Annotated in this window: 16 protein-coding genes; 11 read left to right on the forward strand and 5 right to left on the reverse strand. The window is 43.3% G+C overall.

Going from position 1 to position 19056, the window contains the following annotated elements; genetic code table 11:
- Nucleotides 1–141: 141 nt before the first annotated feature.
- The 4 genes from C3F35_RS25085 to C3F35_RS25100 are packed head-to-tail and all read right to left on the reverse strand — an operon-like array spanning nt 142 to nt 2831.
- On the reverse strand, nt 142–534 hold the full coding sequence (locus C3F35_RS25085) for a hypothetical protein (RefSeq protein ID WP_022652165.1): 393 nt from the start codon (nt 532–534) through the stop codon (nt 142–144).
- Nucleotides 531–1052, reverse strand: a complete 522-nt coding sequence (locus tag C3F35_RS25090) for a hypothetical protein (protein WP_015063113.1) — start codon at nt 1050–1052, stop codon at nt 531–533. Before C3F35_RS25090 ends, C3F35_RS25085 begins: the two co-directional genes overlap by 4 nt.
- Nucleotides 1045–1884: a hypothetical protein gene (locus C3F35_RS25095; RefSeq protein WP_015063114.1), complete on the reverse strand. Its 840-nt coding sequence runs from the start codon at nt 1882–1884 to the stop codon at nt 1045–1047. The genes C3F35_RS25090 and C3F35_RS25095 overlap by 8 nt, the downstream gene beginning before the upstream one ends.
- Nucleotides 1884–2831 (reverse strand): metallophosphoesterase, encoded by a 948-nt coding sequence (locus C3F35_RS25100; RefSeq protein WP_199186159.1) that lies wholly within the window; start codon nt 2829–2831, stop codon nt 1884–1886. The genes C3F35_RS25095 and C3F35_RS25100 overlap by 1 nt, the downstream gene beginning before the upstream one ends.
- 372 nt (nt 2832–3203) lie before the next feature.
- Between C3F35_RS25100 and parM the strand changes: the two genes are divergently transcribed.
- From parM to trhN, 11 genes are all read left to right on the forward strand, one after another.
- Nucleotides 3204–4238 (forward strand): plasmid segregation protein ParM domain-containing protein, encoded by a 1035-nt coding sequence (parM, locus tag C3F35_RS25105; protein WP_015063116.1) that lies wholly within the window; start codon nt 3204–3206, stop codon nt 4236–4238.
- A gap of 26 nt (nt 4239–4264) precedes the next feature.
- On the forward strand, nt 4265–4942 hold the full coding sequence (locus C3F35_RS25110; RefSeq protein WP_015063117.1) for a hypothetical protein: 678 nt from the start codon (nt 4265–4267) through the stop codon (nt 4940–4942).
- Between the two features lie 564 nt (nt 4943–5506).
- Nucleotides 5507–5959 (forward strand): hypothetical protein, encoded by a 453-nt coding sequence (locus tag C3F35_RS25115; protein ID WP_015063118.1) that lies wholly within the window; start codon nt 5507–5509, stop codon nt 5957–5959.
- Nucleotides 5949–6383, forward strand: coding sequence for a hypothetical protein (locus C3F35_RS25120; RefSeq protein ID WP_022652166.1), 435 nt, complete (start codon nt 5949–5951; stop codon nt 6381–6383). Before C3F35_RS25115 ends, C3F35_RS25120 begins: the two co-directional genes overlap by 11 nt.
- A gap of 2 nt (nt 6384–6385) precedes the next feature.
- The gene (locus C3F35_RS25125) at nt 6386–6943 is read left to right on the forward strand and encodes a hypothetical protein (protein ID WP_022652167.1); all 558 of its coding nucleotides are present in this window, start codon (nt 6386–6388) and stop codon (nt 6941–6943) included.
- A gap of 120 nt (nt 6944–7063) precedes the next feature.
- Nucleotides 7064–11362, forward strand: a complete 4299-nt coding sequence (gene rsp, locus C3F35_RS25130; RefSeq protein ID WP_040113304.1) for an IncHI-type conjugal transfer protein RSP — start codon at nt 7064–7066, stop codon at nt 11360–11362.
- Nucleotides 11363–11640: 278 nt separating this feature from the next.
- A complete protein-coding gene (gene trhF / locus C3F35_RS25135) occupies nt 11641–12153 on the forward strand; it encodes an IncHI-type conjugal transfer protein TrhF (RefSeq protein WP_015063122.1) in 513 nt (170 codons plus the stop codon).
- The gene (gene trhW / locus C3F35_RS25140; protein WP_015063123.1) at nt 12140–13648 is read left to right on the forward strand and encodes an IncHI-type conjugal transfer protein TrhW; all 1509 of its coding nucleotides are present in this window, start codon (nt 12140–12142) and stop codon (nt 13646–13648) included. The genes trhF and trhW overlap by 14 nt, the downstream gene beginning before the upstream one ends.
- 1 nt (nt 13649) lies before the next feature.
- On the forward strand, nt 13650–13781 hold the full coding sequence (locus C3F35_RS27290) for a hypothetical protein (protein WP_022652169.1): 132 nt from the start codon (nt 13650–13652) through the stop codon (nt 13779–13781).
- A gap of 11 nt (nt 13782–13792) precedes the next feature.
- On the forward strand, nt 13793–14848 hold the full coding sequence (trhU, locus tag C3F35_RS25145; RefSeq protein WP_022652170.1) for an IncHI-type conjugal transfer protein TrhU: 1056 nt from the start codon (nt 13793–13795) through the stop codon (nt 14846–14848).
- An 18-nt stretch (nt 14849–14866) separates the two neighbouring features.
- Entirely contained in the window at nt 14867–18043 is a 3177-nt protein-coding gene (gene trhN, locus C3F35_RS25150) for an IncHI-type conjugal transfer protein TrhN (RefSeq protein ID WP_015063125.1), read from the forward strand.
- A 28-nt stretch (nt 18044–18071) separates the two neighbouring features.
- On the opposite strand, the gene C3F35_RS25155 is transcribed toward trhN, so the two are convergent.
- Entirely contained in the window at nt 18072–18944 is an 873-nt protein-coding gene (locus tag C3F35_RS25155; protein ID WP_015063126.1) for a hypothetical protein, read from the reverse strand.
- Nucleotides 18945–19056 lie beyond the last annotated feature (112 nt).

The raw sequence follows: 19056 nt of genomic DNA on the forward strand, positions 1-19056 counted from the left end.
CTATGTTGACCTTAATTTCATTCCCTCCATTATCAATACTGTAAAGCCTTAATCATTCTAGATGCGTGTAACTGCATGATCTTTAGAACAAATATCCTTATAAATGAGATTGCAGGTCCCCATGACAGGGACCTAAATTAACTATTGAATGGGTTGATGTACAGGTTCAGAAAGAAAAGGCCTGAGATCTATGTGAACTGCTGCTGCATTACTGTCATTAATTACGTTTAAAGGGGCTTTACCTGGTAAAGACATTGTTGCAACGTCGGGACCTGAAACAGTAAAGTTATTTTCCGCGCTTGGCATTACTGTGAATATTTTTATTGCAACATTCTCATGCCGATACATAGATATCCCGAACGTGGAGCCTGCTTCAGTATTACTGACATCAACTTCAACCGGTGTCCTACCGATCACTTCATTGGTCAGTATATTTTTCACAATGGCACCATCAGGTGCTGTGTAGATGCGATAAGGATAAGCAAAAGCCACCTCGCAGCAGCAAATACAGATGACGGCCAATATAGATTTCATGATTGCTCCTGTTCCAAAAATGCAAGACTTAATGATTGCGTAACTAGCGTTGTGTTTGTTTCACCCGAGCCGGGAAATTCATATCTAATACTGAACAACAATGGCAATGTGGGTCCATCACTCGACTTTTGTGAAATTTTGGTAAATGCGTTATTAATAAACGTTAATTGGTCAGTGTTGTCGTAGCAAAGGCCGAGTAAACCAACAGTCGGAACAGTAAACAATGAAACTGAACCAGGTGTTAATAACAGTTTCCCACGCGATGAATAGGTGCAACGGCTTCCGGCTAGATTTAGATCCGATAACTCAATAAATTCCTTGGTACCATTCTTGGCGAGCAGCCAGACATCAGTGCCTGAACTCTCAATCAGAAAAGTAACTTTTCCGTCGGTATAGGATTCACTTTTGTTGCTCATCACAGGGTCGAAACCTACTGAGGGGAGGTCTGCAATTTTGCTTCCAACCGACTGACAGCCAGTCAAAAGACAGATAAAAATCACTCCGGCTGCTTTAATCATTACTAGCCCTCATAATCGTTTTCTGTATGGTGCTGATATCGAATTCTTCACCTGGGTAAACCGTCAAATTTTTGGAGAAATAATTAGAACCAACGAGGAAGCTGTTACGTTTACCAACCCAAACAAACTCTGAAAACATAAAAGACCTGAGTTTATCAGTCGCTATAATCTCGTAGGTATGTGAGGACGGTAATGATGCAGTCGCGACATCTGGGATTGTGACGGAAGAGTGAATTTTTTTGGGCACATTGAGACGTAGTGCGACTTCTGGTGAAGGGTCATACTCCTTTGAAAAATCCTGTGATTTTGAAGTTTGGGGGAGGGTGAATTTTTTACCCTGGTCTGGTCCAAAAATCGCAATAACGCTTTTATTCAATTTACTTACGGACACTATCGCCTGTAATGGGGTACTGGATAGGTCATTGACGAAAGAGATTGTCAGGCTGGAACCCGGCTCTAACCATAGAATTTTTTTACCGGCTGCATCTTCATCCAGGGATACAATATTTGATAACAAAACGCCATTTTTGGCTATAACGTCAAATGCAATTTTGGGTATCACAAGGTTCAAAGGCGTAAGTGTTGACTGATTTGCGATCTGGAGATAGTTACGCTTAGTCATGCTTGTTTTAATTACAGGTCTTTGTTGACCATTAACAAGCCACATACCGTCGACATATTTTGCAGAAATAGAAATAAATTCATAGTTAGCCTCAGATTTAGCAACTGACTGCTGAGAAGTAGGCATTGGTGTTTTAGTCGATGCGGTTGCATTGATTGATGGCCACACAAATGCCAGCACCGGTAAAATTATCAGTTTTAATTTCTGCATTATAAAGCAGCCTCTATGTTGTTATCTTTTAAATCCAGGTCAAGTGGTGTTGTGTTTTGTGTGTAAATGCCGTTCTTATTAAGGATCATTTGGTGGCAAATTAGGGTTGGTGTTGAGGCCAGTATCAACTCGACCAGCGTTATTGCCGGAACTGTAGTACGAGGTATACCTGGGGCTAGTAGTGCTGGATCGCTAATTGCTGACATGAACAGCGAGCCAGTATTGATATGGAGACAGTTGCCGACGAGTACAGGTAAGTTAGTCAAAGGTAACCCATGAGCCTTTCTGATGCTATTGACCGGATTCCGACCCAGTACAACGAGGTTGACATCGCTAATATTCATTGGGCTGACTGCGTGATCCATACCAAAAAGAAACTGACTCTGAAAGATATTCACGTTTGCCTGATTAAACGCGAGGAGAGCGTTATAGGTATTGTCGAAACCCTGTCGTATGTCCGTGTAGTCGGATGGACAAACACCGATAGTAATATTTCCTTTAAAAAGCACCTTCATCACCGTGGCCAGCTGGGTGGAGAGCAGTTTGCTGATCTCCTCTTCAAGATAACTGCGGTTAATTTGTTTATGCCAACGTCCGCCTCTTGCACACCACCGTTCGTTAAGAAATGTGCTTGGGTAATAAGTCCTACGATCATTATTTGTGGGTAAGAGCTTCTTCATCATCTCTTCACCAGCCCCGGCTGCTGAGAACACTCGCACAGAACGTCCATCAAAAATACCAGTGTTTATCGCTGTCATTAACTCCATGGGCTCAGGACCATAATCAAAGAGATTCCCGGTAGGGAAAATGATTAGTTCCTCATCTGGGCTCGATATCGAATGGATAAGATTACAAAGCGTCGAATAATGTCCATGGGGGTCTGCCAGAAAGAAAACCCTTCCGGAATATTTAGTCAGGTCAATTGTCTGGACGTGCTCAGATGCCATAAATGCCTCTTCTAGAAAGTACAGTAATAATACCGGATGAGTGTCGGCAATATTTTCGTTAAGAGGGCTAATTTCTGCGCTTAGGCAAAATAGAAGTTGAATTCATCTGTAGTATCCGCACAGAGAGACTTTTAAGTGCCGTCTTTGGATAGGATTTTTTAGTGTCGTAAAGCTGAAGAAAACGTCATTTATGTGTGTTTTTATCAAGTGTACATAAAGTAGAGCAAGACAATTTTTAAAAACGAAGGATTCTTTTTTAACAATAACTTACGTGTGTTTCTTGCCTCGTTTTTGTTGACCTAAAGCAACCATTAGTGTATAAATCCCATATCAAAAGTGGTGGGTTAATTAAACCAATTCGAGGGGTTCTGCATGACTGAATTAGTAAAAACAAAACTGGCTGTAGCTGAATCAAACTCTACTGAATTAGAGACACTTAAAGTTGTTATTGATGATGGTAGTAAAGCGGCAAAACTGGTTTGTGTTAACAATCAAGGTGACCTTGTTCCCTTATTGACTCAAAATAGTTTCGTTGCAGATTTCCGGGTAAGCCATGACGGGCTTATTCCGTTTAATTACCTTATTGATGGCCTTCAACGATTCTCTCATCACAGTGAATCTAGTAATGCCCTTGAAACTACCGACGTTGCGCATCAGTACGATGAGATCAGTCGTCTGAATGTTCACCATGCTCTTCATTCCTCTGGTTTAGAGCCGCAGGATGTTCATCTCTATGTAACATTGCCACTTAGTCAGTTTTATACCGCTTTGGGTGAAACCAATGACGAAAACATCCAACGGAAAAAAGACAACCTGATGAAGCCGGTTGAACGTTATATTGATGGTAAGCGTGTTTCATTTAATGTTGTTTCAGTTACCGTGTTTCCTGAGTCACTTCCGGCGGTAACTCGTGCAGATGAAATTGAGTTAATTGAATCTTTTGAATCAAGCCTGGTTATCGATTTAGGTGGGACAACACTTGATGTAGCAAGCATTACTGGTCAGCTGGAACAGATCTCCCGAGTCAAGGGTTTTGACCGTATTGGTTGTTCTATCGTATATGATGAAGTCCGTCGTTATCTGGATTCTTCAAAGCTGAACGCAAGCTACGCGTATATTCAACACTTGGTCGACAATCGTGATAACAAAGCCTCACTAAAGGTTTCTTCCGATGATCTTGATGGTGTCTTCCAAGCCGTAAATAGTGCCGTAGCGCAACTTCAAGAAAAAGTGATCAAAGCAGTCACTCAGGTGGAAGAACGTCCGCACAATGTATTCCTAGTCGGTGGGGGTTCTTACCTGATTGAACCGGCAGTGCGTGAACATTTTGATAAATCGAAAATCATCATGGTAGATAATCCGCAATTCGCTCTCTCACTGGCTATTGCAGATACTGTTTTTGCGTGATGATGGTTTTGTAAAGGGGGGGGGGTATGACAAAAAAAACTGAGAAGGAAAACGATCGCATCCAGATTAGCGCGTTTTGGTTATCGGAAAGGCAATCTCCGTATGCCTATAATTTTCTAAAAAAAAGTGACTTAACACATCGTGGCGAACAGCTTTCCATAATAAGGTCTGCAATCACTACGGGGTTAGTGCTAAATAACCTCTTCCCCGAGCTATCAAGTTTTATTAATGGACTGAATGAGAGATTAACGGCTGCTGATCTAAATCGGTTTTTTAATGATGAATTTAAAAAGAGTGATTTAAGTAATGAACAGTTGAAAGAACAAATAAGTCTTATGCTTGATTCGAAATTCAACGATTTAATTTTAAAGATTAATAATTGCAAGAATCCTGCTGCTGTATTTTCAACTAATTGTCAAACTGATGTCAGTGATGCAGTAAAGCCTGAGACAGCAAAGGAACAGCGGTTGGAATTAATGTCTACAGAACTGGCCAAAAACTCCATGCCTGTGACTGTAGAGACCTTGCCGCCTGTTGCGATCGCAAATCAGAATGATTCAGTTCTAAAAACTAATCATGGTTCTCCGGACGTTAACTTAGCTCAAACCGAAACCATGGCGCTCAGTGAACAAGCGCAAGTGCAGGGTGTGACAACAAAGCAGAAGAAAAGGGCAAATGCAAACCTCGCAAATCTTGCAAAGTAAATATAGAAGTATCAATTGATTAAAATTTGTAATCTCTCAAAAAAGTCAGCTTACCAGCTGGCTTTTTTGTTGGTATATTATTAGTAGATGAGGTTGGATGGTGAACCGGTTACATGTAGTTAATGGAACACTCAATGCTGCATAGCAAGTTAAATAATTTCGTAGAATTATAGATCCAACTCAAAAACTCATTATGAACCTCTTTGGTTGTTTCAGGTCTAACCAGTTTGTTTTATGAAACCTAATTTTAGTTATGTATACTACTAAAAAAAAGGTGGTTTAGCTCCTGTTTATGGTTGTTCGTTTGCACGATTTAAGAACAGGTGTTAAAACGGGTACAGATTTGTCCTAAAGTATTGGTTGAAGTAAGAAATATCTTACTAAAATTGGTACTTATTTATTATTTTATGTAAAAAATCTCTATGCTTTACTGGTCAAGTTAGGTTTTTTTGTTACCCTAGCACCCTATGATCCTAAGAGTTTCTGCCGTGCAATCTGGATGAGCATAAAGAAACTAACGGCATCATGTGTAACTGTTTGATTATTATAATGAAGGCTGACTGAATGTTATCACGCAACTCACTAATACATGGTTTACGTCGAGATCAGTTAATCGAAGTTCTGTCTATTTCTGAATTCCCAGTTGTCCTGGTCGAGAATCCCTTCATTCAGCCTGAATCAACGGGCAAAAAACCTGTAATTTTTAATATTGATGAATTTCATGTTTCTATCGCTCCAATTTCCTCCCTTAAGTACGACTGGGAATGGGCTCCAATTGATACAATACTCATCGAAGTGGTCATTCCACCTGCGGAAGCAGACCTCGTAAGCGCCGAGAATGATTTTCTTCGCGATGCGGGTATTGGCCATATTCAATGCGAGCCTGGTGGTGTATCGATACGCCGTACAGTGACATTTGTTGGTGGTATCACCGCCGACAATTTGCTGTATCAGCTTAGGCTTATGTGCGTGAGTGCTTTACACCTGATTGGAGAGGAACTGGAGGATGAAAGTTAATTACAAGAAACTATTACCTCTTGTAGTGCTCGGTTTAACAATTGCGGGGGCTTACTCGCTTTTCAACGCAAGACCGGCGGAGCCCGACTTGTACGATTTTACTGGCAAAGTTCTTAAAGCCACGTCTGTTTTCCAACCCTGTGATAAAGAATCCACACCTTCGTTAAACGTTAAAATTGCAGATAACGGAAACATACATATCAATGGTGTTGCATCAAAAGTTACTTTTGTTGAAAAAGTTTCGCCTGATGAAATTTCTGTTAAGTGTGCTGGGTTACCAATCAAAAATGCTCGGCTTGTGCATACGAGCTCTTACACCATGATAATTTCGGAAGGAAAAGGTGGTTTTGTTATTTCGGATTTGATACGCATCCAGGATAATGAAGTCATCTCCGGTATATGGTTCTTTAAGAAGAGAGCATAGCAATGAAAGAACTGGAAGCTATTGGAACGAAGGCTCTACGGGCTAGGGTCTTCAGCCAGTCAGTGGCGATGGCATTTGAAGTGAACGTCGACATAAGTCGGTCTGCTGATAATTCAGCCTTCATAAGCGAGGCTGAAAAATATTACCTTACTCTCCAATTCGCCCCTCCGGCTGACAATAGAGAATATGGGTGGAATTCAGAGGGAAGTATTCTCATGAAACTATCCCAAAACGAAGCCATGGCGCTGGCTTCTGTCTTCCTGAGAATTAAACCTACACTTAAAATTGAAAAGAGAAAAACCACGCATCGCACACACCAGGCTTACAAAAATATCACTATCGGCCCAAATGACCGTGGGGGCTTGTTAGTCACGTCAGGCATTGTTCCGGTCGAAAGGGGTTCATTTAAACCCATAAATTATAATCTTCCCGTAACGCAAATGGATTGTGTTTCAACAGGACTTTTTTTGCTTGGATTCTTGACGCTTAAGATGCCATGGGTATCCTCAGAATCGATAATAACTGCTCTGCGCCTTTCGGAGTCGAAAAGCTGTCAGTGAGTTAAAAATCTTCAATTTTTAGCAAAAAATTAATATTTTTTTTCCTCTTAACGAACAAGATTTCAGATTTTTTTATCGTAGAGTAATTTTAATTCTGCGTAAAAAAAACAGGTGTTCGTCATGAGAAAATCAGGTTTATGTTTAACCCTGTTGTTTTCTTTAATTGCCTCGATTAAGTCGGTACATGCCGAGGCAATTATGATTTCCGGAAAACTCCAGGCTGATATGCCTGCCGTCACGTTTAATCCCGGCCCGGGCGATTTTGTTGCATTCGTAAACAATAATATAATTACTGCCTCAGGCTCTGGAACCGCATGTAATGTGACGGTTGATGATCGTGCGACATCAACGGTGGATAATCTTGTCTGCTTCTTTGAGTGGCTTCCAAATAGCTCTGGATTTACTGCTAACGGGTTCACGTTAACCGGGATTCCAAACAGCTCAGGAGACCTAAAACTCCCTTACAAAATTTCCTATTTTTCCGGTACAGAAAGGCAAAAAGTAGAAGTAGTGAAAGGGGAGTATACAGTTAATGCTCTCGTACCGGTTAAACCGACGATCACCGGCCTAAAGTCGTCTATGAATGGGCTGGTTCAAGAGGGTTACACACTTAAATCTTATATTAAGGATGAAGTGATCAGGAGTTTTGCCGTCTCAGTAGAACCCCGCAATTTTGTGCAATATATTTCTATCGGATCGGGTTCTGCCTGTGAAGTCCCTATTGGTGGGACCAGTTGCACGATCGATGTAGGAAGTATTAAAGTAAGTGATTCGGATTTATTGATAGGTTCACGGGAAATAACTGTCACCGCTAATTCGAAAAATAATTACTTTGCCCCTCCTGAAGCGCAAAAGCTTACGCTGACCTGGGACTACCGTCCTCCTGTTGTTGACCATACTCTCTGGAATTTCACTGATGAAGCTAAAACTATCAGTATTGGCGGTCAGCAAATCTATACCGGCGCTAAAACGGTAGCTGTAGCCGTCAAAGTGCCCCAGGAAGAGACTGAAGGCGAGTGGTGGCTACCAACAGCTATGACGCTGACGATGGTGCCGGACGGGGTTTTCAAGCCGACAACAAAAGTAACTTTGGATGACGGTACGGTTATCGACTTTAAGCAATCCTGGGTAACACCGATACGGCGTACCCTCCAGCCCGTGAGCGGACCCCAGAAGGTCGGCGATGAGTATCTGTATATCTTTGACTTAACAGACCTGACGAATGGCTCTTATGCCGCCACGTTCACTATAGAGAATACTAGCAAGAATACGTCTACGTACAATGAGCCCGAAAGCAAACTGATGCTTTCTGATAACCCCACACTCATGGTACTTAAGGATGGGGCAGCGCTGGCAAAACGAGCACCTGTTTATTTCTTAAATGAAATTATTGTTGCCGCATTCCAGGGGCAGGCCGGGGTTGCGGATATTAAAGCCGTTACTATCGATAACAAAGTTGTTGAACTCACCCCAACGAACTACAAAGGCATTTATTATCTGCCGGTGGGGGATGATCTAGATGTGAATGCTGACCACGAAATCACAGTCGTGGCGGAAAACCTGTATGGCAAGATTGTGACATTCAATACCACTTTCACGTATCAACCGACAGGGTTTGCGCTTAAAAACTTAGAAAAAGACGTCACCTTGTATTCTCGCGTTCGGCAATATACCGATCTGATGAGTCAGACAGCCGGTGATAAATGCACTCTCTTTACTACGGAAGAGAACGCGCAGGCTTATCTTGAGTGGTATGGCGGCAAATCTGATATCACTGCCTGTTACCCTCAGTGGAACAATGTACCGGACGGGCTTGAATTTTACTTTAAAGGCAGGACGCCAGGACTTACGGGGTTCTTCAATAAAACTGGCGAAAACCTGCTCGATTACCAAGTCTATATGATAAACGGTAGAGGCTCTAAAGCTGTGTCGGCCAAATACCGCCGCGTATTGACAACTCAACTGCCATATAACCCAATCCTTACTTACAAGAAAAATAAGTTGGTAACTGGGATCAACCCTAACACTGCACTAGCGTACACGACAGGTGGGGAAGCTGCTCGCCTCTTGGCAAAAGTGGTACCTGCTGATGTGACAGTCTATGTTTCGCAAAACGGGGGTGAGAACACAAAAACGACGTTTAAAAACCGTTCATCAAACAACGATGCAACTACATTCGTTCAGCGTCTGAAAGTAGCCGCAGCCCCACTGTGGACGAAAAATGTATTCGACATTGCTGTAGAGTACTCGAAGGACCCGACAATGCGGACCGCCGATACACTTAACGTGTATACGGTCCCCGACTTCAGCATTCGGGCTACGATGGAAGTCGAAGACAAAAAGACGGCTACTACAATGGAATTACCGTTGAAGGTGTCAGTTGGGCGCTATAACAATTCAACTCGCAAAAGCTCATTTAGCCGGACGACAATGGGTGACTGGGATGTAACCATTTACGCTCAGAAAAGTATCTATGGTAAAGATCCAGAAACAGGCCGTTTTAAAACGACGTATGAACGTACCCCATTAACCGAGGCATTGCCGGTGAATGATGCCGGGGTAGTCGAAACAAAAATCAAAATCGAGAATATGGACCTTGGGAACATGCGTCTTGTCGGGATAGCTAAAGTCCGTTCGCCTTTCGCTGATTTTGAATTGACCCGGGAAACAAGTGCGGTCGGCATACGTGTGTATAAGGGTGAAGAGCTGGAGGGTAATCTCTCAAAGAGCCTGATTATCGGCCGTATCCCGCTCAGTACGCTTGTGAACTTCAAATCGGCCAGCACAGCTAACTCTGATGCGCTTGCTCCTACCGAGTGGCAGGAGTCGTCAGACAATGGGCAGACATGGACGATGCTTTCGGACATGACTGGGAAGAGAAGTATTTCAATCAGAAAAACTGACGTCGGTAAGTGGCTCTACAGGGCCAAGATGACCAACAAGTTTACGTCAAAAGTGTCTTATAGCGACGTGCTGACAGTTGTAACGTACAAACAGCCTAAGCTAAGTATTGATGTTGCGGAAATTCTTGAAGGCGATGATTTACCAGTCTCGTTGCTGGATAATGATGAGCCGATTCCGCAGGGTACGGCTGAAGTAATGTGGTCGGAAGATAAAATTAATTGGGTCGCGGGTGACACTACCTATACCGTGACTGCCGCTGAGAAGCTTCCGCCAACTATCTACGCCCGGATGCGCTATCTGGATTCAGACGACCTGGCTGAAGAGTCCTCCTGGAAAGAGACGTCTGCGCGGTTAACGGTCGCTAAACCCAAGCGCCTTTCCGTTTCAGTGAGCAGCATTTCAAAGGTAGAGGTGGGAAGTAAAGTTACTTTAGATGGTAAATACTCCAACCCGAACAGTCGGTACCAGAACGGAAATGACGTCATTGAAGAATGGACTGCCCCTGACGGACAGAAAATCAGAGGGCCTAAGTTGTCGATGACGCTGACAGAGGAGATGCTGGATAAGCAAGGCTATGCGGCATTTACATACAGTGCATGGCTCGCTGACAGCAAGGAAAGTACCATTTCCACGCGGAAAGTATCGATTAAGTCCTGGGTGTATAAGTTCCCTGAAATGAAAGTCAGTACGAAGCTAAAATACACTATGGCCCCGTCGACCTTACACGTCGCCCTGACCGGAATAAAAGACGGTGACTATCCGGGAGTAACTTATTCACGGGAGTGGATCTACGATAAGGAAAATATCTCCATTTCAAAAGATGAAGGAGATACGAAAGAGTTTGCAATTGCGAAGCCGGGTAAATATACGTTGATGATCGTTTTCCGCGATAACCGTAATAACGAACAGCGTATTGAAAATACCTTCGTCGTCGATGAGCAAACTCCGATGACTGTTGAAATGACCCCAAAATTCTCTAATAAGTTCATGAGGGCTCCTCTTGATGTCACACTAAGATCTAATATTAAACTGGCGCACTCTGCTGACAGTATTGATACGGTGACGTATAAAGTAAATGGAGAGGTTGTCCAGGGTAGTAAAAACTATTGGGCTCAGGGAATTCCCGGTCTTACTGAGAAAAAATATGAAATCACGCTGGATGTTGTCAGTAAAATGGGACAGCGTGGTACAGCATCAGTAGATTTTGATGTTGTAAAAAACGCCGCTCCGCAATGTGTGCTAAGCCATACAGAATCCAATATGAGCTGGAGTTTCACAAATAAATGTGTCGATACTGATGGCAAACTGGTTCGTTATGAATGGTATATCAATGATGAACTAAGGAATGTTTTTGGCAGCACTGCGACACTATCGAAAAATCTTAATCGTGGGAAGCAAGATATCCGTGTAGTCGCATATGATGATAGTGGAGATTCAGCAACACAGCGCACGGTCGTATATGGCCCAGATGAGGAAAAATCAAAGGCTGTAGAAACAACTGGTACATCGCAGTAAGACAAATTTATGTACTGAAATAGAAGCCGGGACAGTAATGTCCCGGCTTTTTGTCTTTGGTCTTTTGAATTGATTTCGTCGGAAAAGTTACTTTGCATGAACGGTGATACAAGTCTCATGAATCACCAATCAATGGCAATAATGAAAGAAAAAGAGGGGCGTAAATTATCAGAAATAACTGGCTTTGTAGAAATAATGACGGTCCAAAACATGGATAATAGGTATTAAGGTAATGTAAAAATTAGTCCTTTGGTTCCGGTATCTGAGAGAAGCAGGTTATGAGCGAATACATACCTAAGAAGCGTGGGTTACTGAGTTTTGATTGGTACGTGCCGATCAATTTGGCAATTCTGATACTGGTACTGGCCATCTTCTTTACTCGATTTACATTTGGACATGGGCTATTAAATGGTTGTTTACCTGCTGATTTTTACATGATTGACTTGAAGGATAAATCTGTCAAGGCAGGAAACATCATTGCATTTCATATGCCAAAATCAGTCCGATTTATACGTGAAAATGAGAAGGTTATTAAAATTGTGGCGGGGGTAGGCGGAGATCGCCTAAGAGTCACAATGGATGGCGTTTATAACGGGAGCAAGTTTTATAAAGCTAATGCCAGACGTATTTCAATGAAATACAACATACCTGCTGAGTCTATTGAAAGAGAATTAACTATTCCGAAAGGAGAAGTTTTTTTAATTGGCCAAACGGATCACTCATGGGACTCACGATTTTGGGGGCCGGTTAAGTTGACTTCAGTTATTGGGAAAACATATGCGATCTATTGAATTAAAAACAACGATTAAGCCTCTGGCCACCTGCCTGGCGTTTTACGCCTTGATGTCCACCGCTACGGCTAGCCCCCAGTATCAACAGGTTGCTGACGACATTGCTAGGCAAGCTCAAGTATTGGGCGCTCAGTCAACGCCGCCGGAAACAGCAGAAGGCCCGCTCTCGTCAGGCTCTCTGGATTCTCCGGATGTCCAGAAGTACGTCCGCCAGGCTGAAGCTTTGAAGCAAAACAGGGACATCAGTCAGCCAACGAATCGGGGCTATGTACCGGGTATGAATGCTGACAGTGTGCAGGCGGTTATCGATCATACTCAGGCTATACGCGCTCAGAATAATAATTCTGAAGCAGTTAATGACATTATTCGCAGACGTGATGAAATTCAGGGAAATATTCAGCTGAACGACTCAGCACTGAAGTCTGTCGAAAATAAACCAGAAGTAATGCGCAGCCAGTCGACGAATATCGAAAAAATGTTTGGTACCTCAGGGATCACCGCCGCTGACTTCGAACGAAAAATAGATAGCAGACGGGAAGAGGTGCTTTCGACAGAAAACGGTATCACTATCTTTGCGTCATTTAGCCTGCCTGATTACGTCCTAGAAGATCTACTCCGTACCGCGTCACAAAATAAGGCGAGAGTGGTTTTTAATGGTCTGAAGAAAGGCACGACGCGTCTTCCGGAGACTCAGGCTGCAATCAATCAGTTGGTGGTGAAGGGGAAGTTTGACTCTCCACTGATTACGATTGACCCTGATGCGTTTGACCAGTACCAGGTCACGCAGGTCCCGACAATTATCTCCCGTGAGGAATCCCGATTCGCTAAAATGGTCGGTTCGTTTAACGTTGATTTCTTCCAGCGAGAACTGGCCAGAAATCCCGATCAGGATATTTTACCTAATGCTGGTACGACCTATCCGGTCGAAGAGAAAAGCATTATTAAAGAGCTCGAAGAGCGAGCACAAAAGTATGACTGGGAGGGCGCCAAGAAGCGAGCTGTTGCAGACACATGGAAGAACCAATTCATGGTTAATCTGCCTCCGGCTCAGGAGCACAAGGAATGGTTAATTGACCCGACTATCAGGGTCACTCAGGACGTGAAAGATAAGCAGGGCCGCGTCATTGCTTCTGCGGGCGAGCTGATTAACCCGCTGAGCAGGTTCCCGCAGAACCTCACCATGATAATTTTTGACCCATTGAATCCGGGGCAGCTTGATTGGGCTGAGAAGCAATATCGCCAACTTCTTGGCAGCGGACAGGTTATGCCGATGTTTACGCGAATTAAACAGGAAAATGGTTGGGACCATCTGAATGATCTGCGCGAGAAATTTAACGGGAAAGTATTCAAAGTCAATGAGCAAATTATTTCCCGCTTCCAGATTAAAAACACTCCAGTGTTGATTTCAACTGAAAAAGATAAATTCCGGATAACGCAATTCAGTGAAGCTGAAATACGTGGTGTTGGAGAAAAAATCTCGGCAGAGGAGAACTGATATGAAGATCGGATTTATTTTAGGGGCGCTGCTGGCCACATGGCTGACTCTGAATTACCCGGACCTGATGAGAGAGTATTTCAACAAAGTGGTTACGTATATGGAAAGCGTGACAACATTCATTACTAAATAGTGAGCGTGCCGGTGAAGAAGCTAAAAAAGTTACTTTTGGAAATTTTGGTTGCTGTCATGCTGTCATTTTCCCTGCCTGCAATGACCATGGCCGCAGATACCGGCGTCCCGGGAGCAATGTGCCAGTCAGCTGGTGTGTGGCAGGGACTAATCAAAAATATCTGCTGGAGTTGCATCTTCCCGATGCGGATCATGGGAATTGGTGCGGCACCTGAAGGTGCCGCACCCTCACGCCCCGGCTGCTATTGCACAGACCAAAATGGGATACCAGAAATCGGATGGCAGTTAAGTTTTTTCCAGCCAGTTAAAATCGTAGAAGTAGTGAAAAGCCCATGGTGCAGCCCATTTTTGGAGGGAACCATGTTGCAAAAATCACAGTTCGATATTGGCAAGAGCAATACTAACCAGCCTATGACTGCTACAGAAGCCGGATTCTACGACGTACATCTCTGGGAATTCCCGATCATGACAATGTTGAAATTGCTGATAATCGGTGAATGTACAGCAGAACCTTATATTGATGCCAGTCTGACGTATATCAGCGAAGTTGATCCAATGTGGGAAAGTGATCTGTTGACGCTCGTGCTGAACCCCGAAGCTGTGGTATTTGCAAACCCTATTGCCTCAATGGTATGTGCTGCTGACTGCGTGGCAGTGACTGCCGGAAAGGATAATTTGGCTGCCTATTTTTGTGCCGGTTGTGATGGTAACTTGTACCCGCTTACAGGGCACGTCTATGCGAATGATGATGCCGTCAGAACCAGTTCCCTTATTACACAACGACTACTAACTAAGTTACATCGGCAAGGAATGCTAATGAGAACAATGGGAGCAGATGCAATGTGTGAGAAAACATGGGAATACTTCACTCCTCGTTCACAATATAGACTTTCAATGCTTTACCCAACGCCAGAAGCTAAAGGGCCTGATTGCTGCCATAGGCTTGGTGACTCCGTACATGATTGGTCAACGCTGAAAGGTGGACGAAAGAAAATAGGCATAGATAATTATGTCTATATGCTATGGAGATATAATGACTGTTGCGTGCGTTTTAATCCCGGCGCTTAATTGCAGGAGGCTTTTAATATGAAAACTAGGAAATTAATTGCTTCAACAATTATTGCGTCTATGCTCGCAAATACTATGAGTTGGGCATTTTACGTTTCGCTCATTAACATGGTTATGACACCAAAAATATACGCAGCTGATGCGATATTTGATCAGTTGGAAAACAATTTTGACCTTGCGAACCCCAACGCAAATCGAAATGCAACAACAAGTGCTCAGGATATTGTAGAGAAGTACAAGAATGCTGATTCCGGGGAAAACCTGAGCGGAAAAATATCAGATAAATATGTAGGTAAAGCAGATTCAATAAACTTAGACGTTGGGAAGTACGGGGCGCTGAACTCAAACGAAAGTGTTATGAGTAATGCTGCATCTGACGGCAAGTCGATCGGTAAGACCGTACAGTTACCGAGCATGACGGGCGGTACGATCAACTCTAATTATACGAAAGAGGGGGCAAAGTTACTTTCCAGAGACAGTAGCGGTAACATTGGTATAAGTAACAACACGAATACAACGGCAGGAACCAAAACCAGTACAGGAGAGCTATTCAGCTCAGAGCAGAAGCACAGTGATATTCAGTTTAATTCCGGTGGCCGGTATGGAGATGAGGATGGATTCATCAATGACATCAAAAATCGAAAAAGTCAGCTGTTTGAAGCGCAGAGTTACGATGGGGTTGCCTACCGTACACTGGTGAATGCAAATAAAGACAACCCAGCATCTAATATTAAACCTAACGACCCTATGTTCAATGCTGGCCGAAATGAAATTGGTAATGCTGTAGCCGGTACAGGCAACTGGCTACAGAGTTGCAATACGGAAACAAAAAAACAAACTATTACTACACACTATCCAGATTATAAAGAGTTTTACTGCAACTCACCCAAGAAAGATAACTTTAATAGTTGCACAATAACTCGTGATTTTTCCGTACCTGTTTATATCTCAGGTGGTAATGGTGATATGTCTATGTGCGGGGATAATTGTGTGAGGGTCTGGTTCGGCAGAAGAGACGACAACTATTGGAACGATGGAGTATATGACAACTCATTAACCTTAAAATTTCATCCTGATGCAAAGCTTGCAACTGCGAAAATAATTAATGCAGAGTGGGATGATCATATGAGGGTCACGCTTGATGGAACGCAGATTTTTGCTCACATAGATGGAGAATATAGAAGTAGCAATTATCCATCACCACAAGGGCCATGGGAGCTGAAAAAATCATGGAAGCTTGACAAAGTCTACGATATTACCGACCAGGTAAGAAACTCTGTATATCAGGAGGTGGACCGTGAAGTGACAATGGCGTCACGCGTTTGGGTAGGTGGCGGTGGGGAAGGCTATTTTGAAGTTGAGCTGACTTTTGAAAATATGAAGCTGGAGGATAAACATATACAGGAACCCGCAGGTTGTTTTGATGCAGTACAAACGCCGAATTCATTCTGTCGGTTTGACCGGTTTGTGAACATGGATGTCGGTACAAAGCGGCTCCCGGAAACTGTGCTTAAAATGGCCACACCGCTTTATAAAGGCGATACCGGGTTCTTAACCTGGAAAACAAACCTTGAAGGTTACTTCTGTGATCCCCTGGCGAAGGAAAAGCTGTGCTCATATGATGCGAAGGGAAACATCATGAAAGACGCCGCAGGAAAAGACCTCTGCTACAACTACGACGACATTAAAAATATGCCTGACGCTTGCGGCACATATAAAAATGATGCTGCGTGTGTGCTCGATACACAGACTTGTGCAGAAGGTTGGTTCGATGAAGGCACAAATACATGCTACATGTATGAGCAGAAATATACGTGTGACAGAGGTAAGGACGTCGTCAGAGAGGTAGAGTCACAGACTAACGCCTGTGTAGGTATGATCCCATGTTCTGGTGGAACATGCGAAACCGGCCCAAAAGAGGAAAACAATGATTTTGGGAAAGTGGCCGCGTACTCAAACATGGTTCAGTACATGCAGGGTGAGGCAAAATGCGAAGATCCCAACGACCCTAATTCCTGCTCCGTCTTTGAGGGGAAAGCAGAATGGTGCGGCAGGTCCGTTGGTTTTGTGAACGGGCTGGCCAAAACAGATTGCTGCGAACAGCCACAGGGTACCGCTGGCTCACTAGAGGCGATTATGCTGGCTGGGTCGATGATCCGAAACACGAACTGGACACGAGTGAATGCTCAGCTGGTAAGCTGGACCGGTGGGGAGAGTGGAACCTGGGCTTCAATGGCTAACTCGGTTGGTGAATGGACAGCATCGGCAGGTAAAACTGTTGGTCAGATGTGGAACAATGTCACCAGTTCGCTAACCAGCGTCTACGAAAATGTGGCCGGTAACCTTGGGCGAACAGTAGGTTCATCCACTGCTGGTGGAAGTGGTCAACTTGCTAAGGAGACAATGAGCTCTTTCGGGCTTGGTACCCTTAAGAAGATGGCCATGGAAAAAGCATATGACTTGCTTCCCGATACAGTAAGGGACTTCGTTTTTAAAAATGTAGCGACAACGGGTGGCGAAGTAGTCTTTTCAGCAGCAATTCAAAACTTTATGCTTGCATTAAATGTCATTGGCTGGATTTATACCGCATATCAAATAACAAAAATGTTGCTTGAAATGCTTGTGGCCTGTGATCAAAAAGAAATGGAAGCGTCTATTCATAAAAATCAGAAATCCTGTTTCACACTGGATACTGAACGCTGTGTTAAATATCTCAATATGGGATTTACAAAGAAGTGTGTTAAAAAAGCAACAGACATGTGCTGCTACAATTCAATGTTATCTCGCGTGATTATGCAGCAGGCGTATCCTCAACTTGGAATAGATCCGGTTGCTTCGAGTTGCGTTGGATTATCAATTAGTCAAATACAGAGATTAGATTTTGATAAGATCGATTTAACTGAATGGATTAACGATGCCGTCCAGGTCGGAGAAGTTCCTGATCAGTACGCTACATTCTCCGAGTCATCGATAACAGAAAATTTGCCATTTAAAAATGAAAATTACCAACTTCCATCCCAAAGAACGAAAGAATCAATGGGTGGTGAGGATAATATGATAAAAGCTAGACAGGAAAATAATCAGGCAATTAAAGAGGAGAATGTGGACTGTAGCTATCTACCACGGCCCGCGATTTGTGAAGTTGGGTCAACTTATGTAGACCCAATTACTGGGAAGGAATTACCAAAATACTAAATGTAGGGGCTGTAAAGCCCCTTTATTTTTATTTTGCTTTAAGAGTTTTTTCAGGGAAACCCTTCTGACCATATTCTCCTGCGAAAAGATAATAATCTTTACCGTTAATAGATGCAGCAACGCCACCTGGGGTAGTGAATTTTGGACTGTCAGAACGGAAAATAATACCTGAGAAGTTAGTACTAGATTCATTGCCTTTAAATGGAATGAATACGTAACGAACTACTGAATAATCACCGGCAGGTAGATTAAGTTGAGGGATTTCAGATCCAGACGCTGGGCGAATAACCTGGAAGCTGTACATGGACTTAGTCGGCATTACGTCGGCAGCTGGCTTTGAAGGGAGGTCGCAGGTACTCCATTTATTCATCACTGCCATATCAATCTTGCATGAAGCCAGAGCCGCACTTTGCTTCGAAGGATTGAACCCGAGTGCCACCTGTGACTCTTTGGTGTGATTATAAACATATGCAGCACCGGCACGTACTAAGCTTTCATCGTTATAAGGAAGTTTTTTAGGGTTCGGGACAAAGACGACGTATTGGTTAACCTGGATATATTCAGCGTCAGAGGAGCTGTACATTGATCCCAAACTCATAATACTTAATCCACTGAGCCCTCCTGTAACATAGCCCATAGAGCCACTAATTAGCAGTTTGGAAAGCAAGTTATCTGCATCGCCACCCGGCTGGACTGTTTCTTCATTAAAAGTAACGTCAAAACCGGCCAAAGAGTAAGCATTTTTGGCTACCGAGTCTTTAGAATTAGCATGCCAGTAGAGCCCATGAGTGTCGCTGTGCTGTGCAGAATTCGGGGTTTTACCAGCATCCCGGGCACAACCAACCAGCGATGCACTGGCAACAAAAGCAGAAACCAGAGATACAAAACGTTTAGTTTTCATTTGAGACCCTTCTTTGAATGATTTTTTTGTCTAGAAGCATTATTTCATACTCGTCAGTTTCTCAAACAACCAAAATGCAGAAAAAATGAAAAAATGTGAAGCGAACAAAAAC

The organism is Leclercia sp. LSNIH3, from assembly GCF_002935105.1.
Classification (GTDB): Bacteria; Pseudomonadota; Gammaproteobacteria; order Enterobacterales; family Enterobacteriaceae; genus Enterobacter; species Enterobacter adecarboxylatus.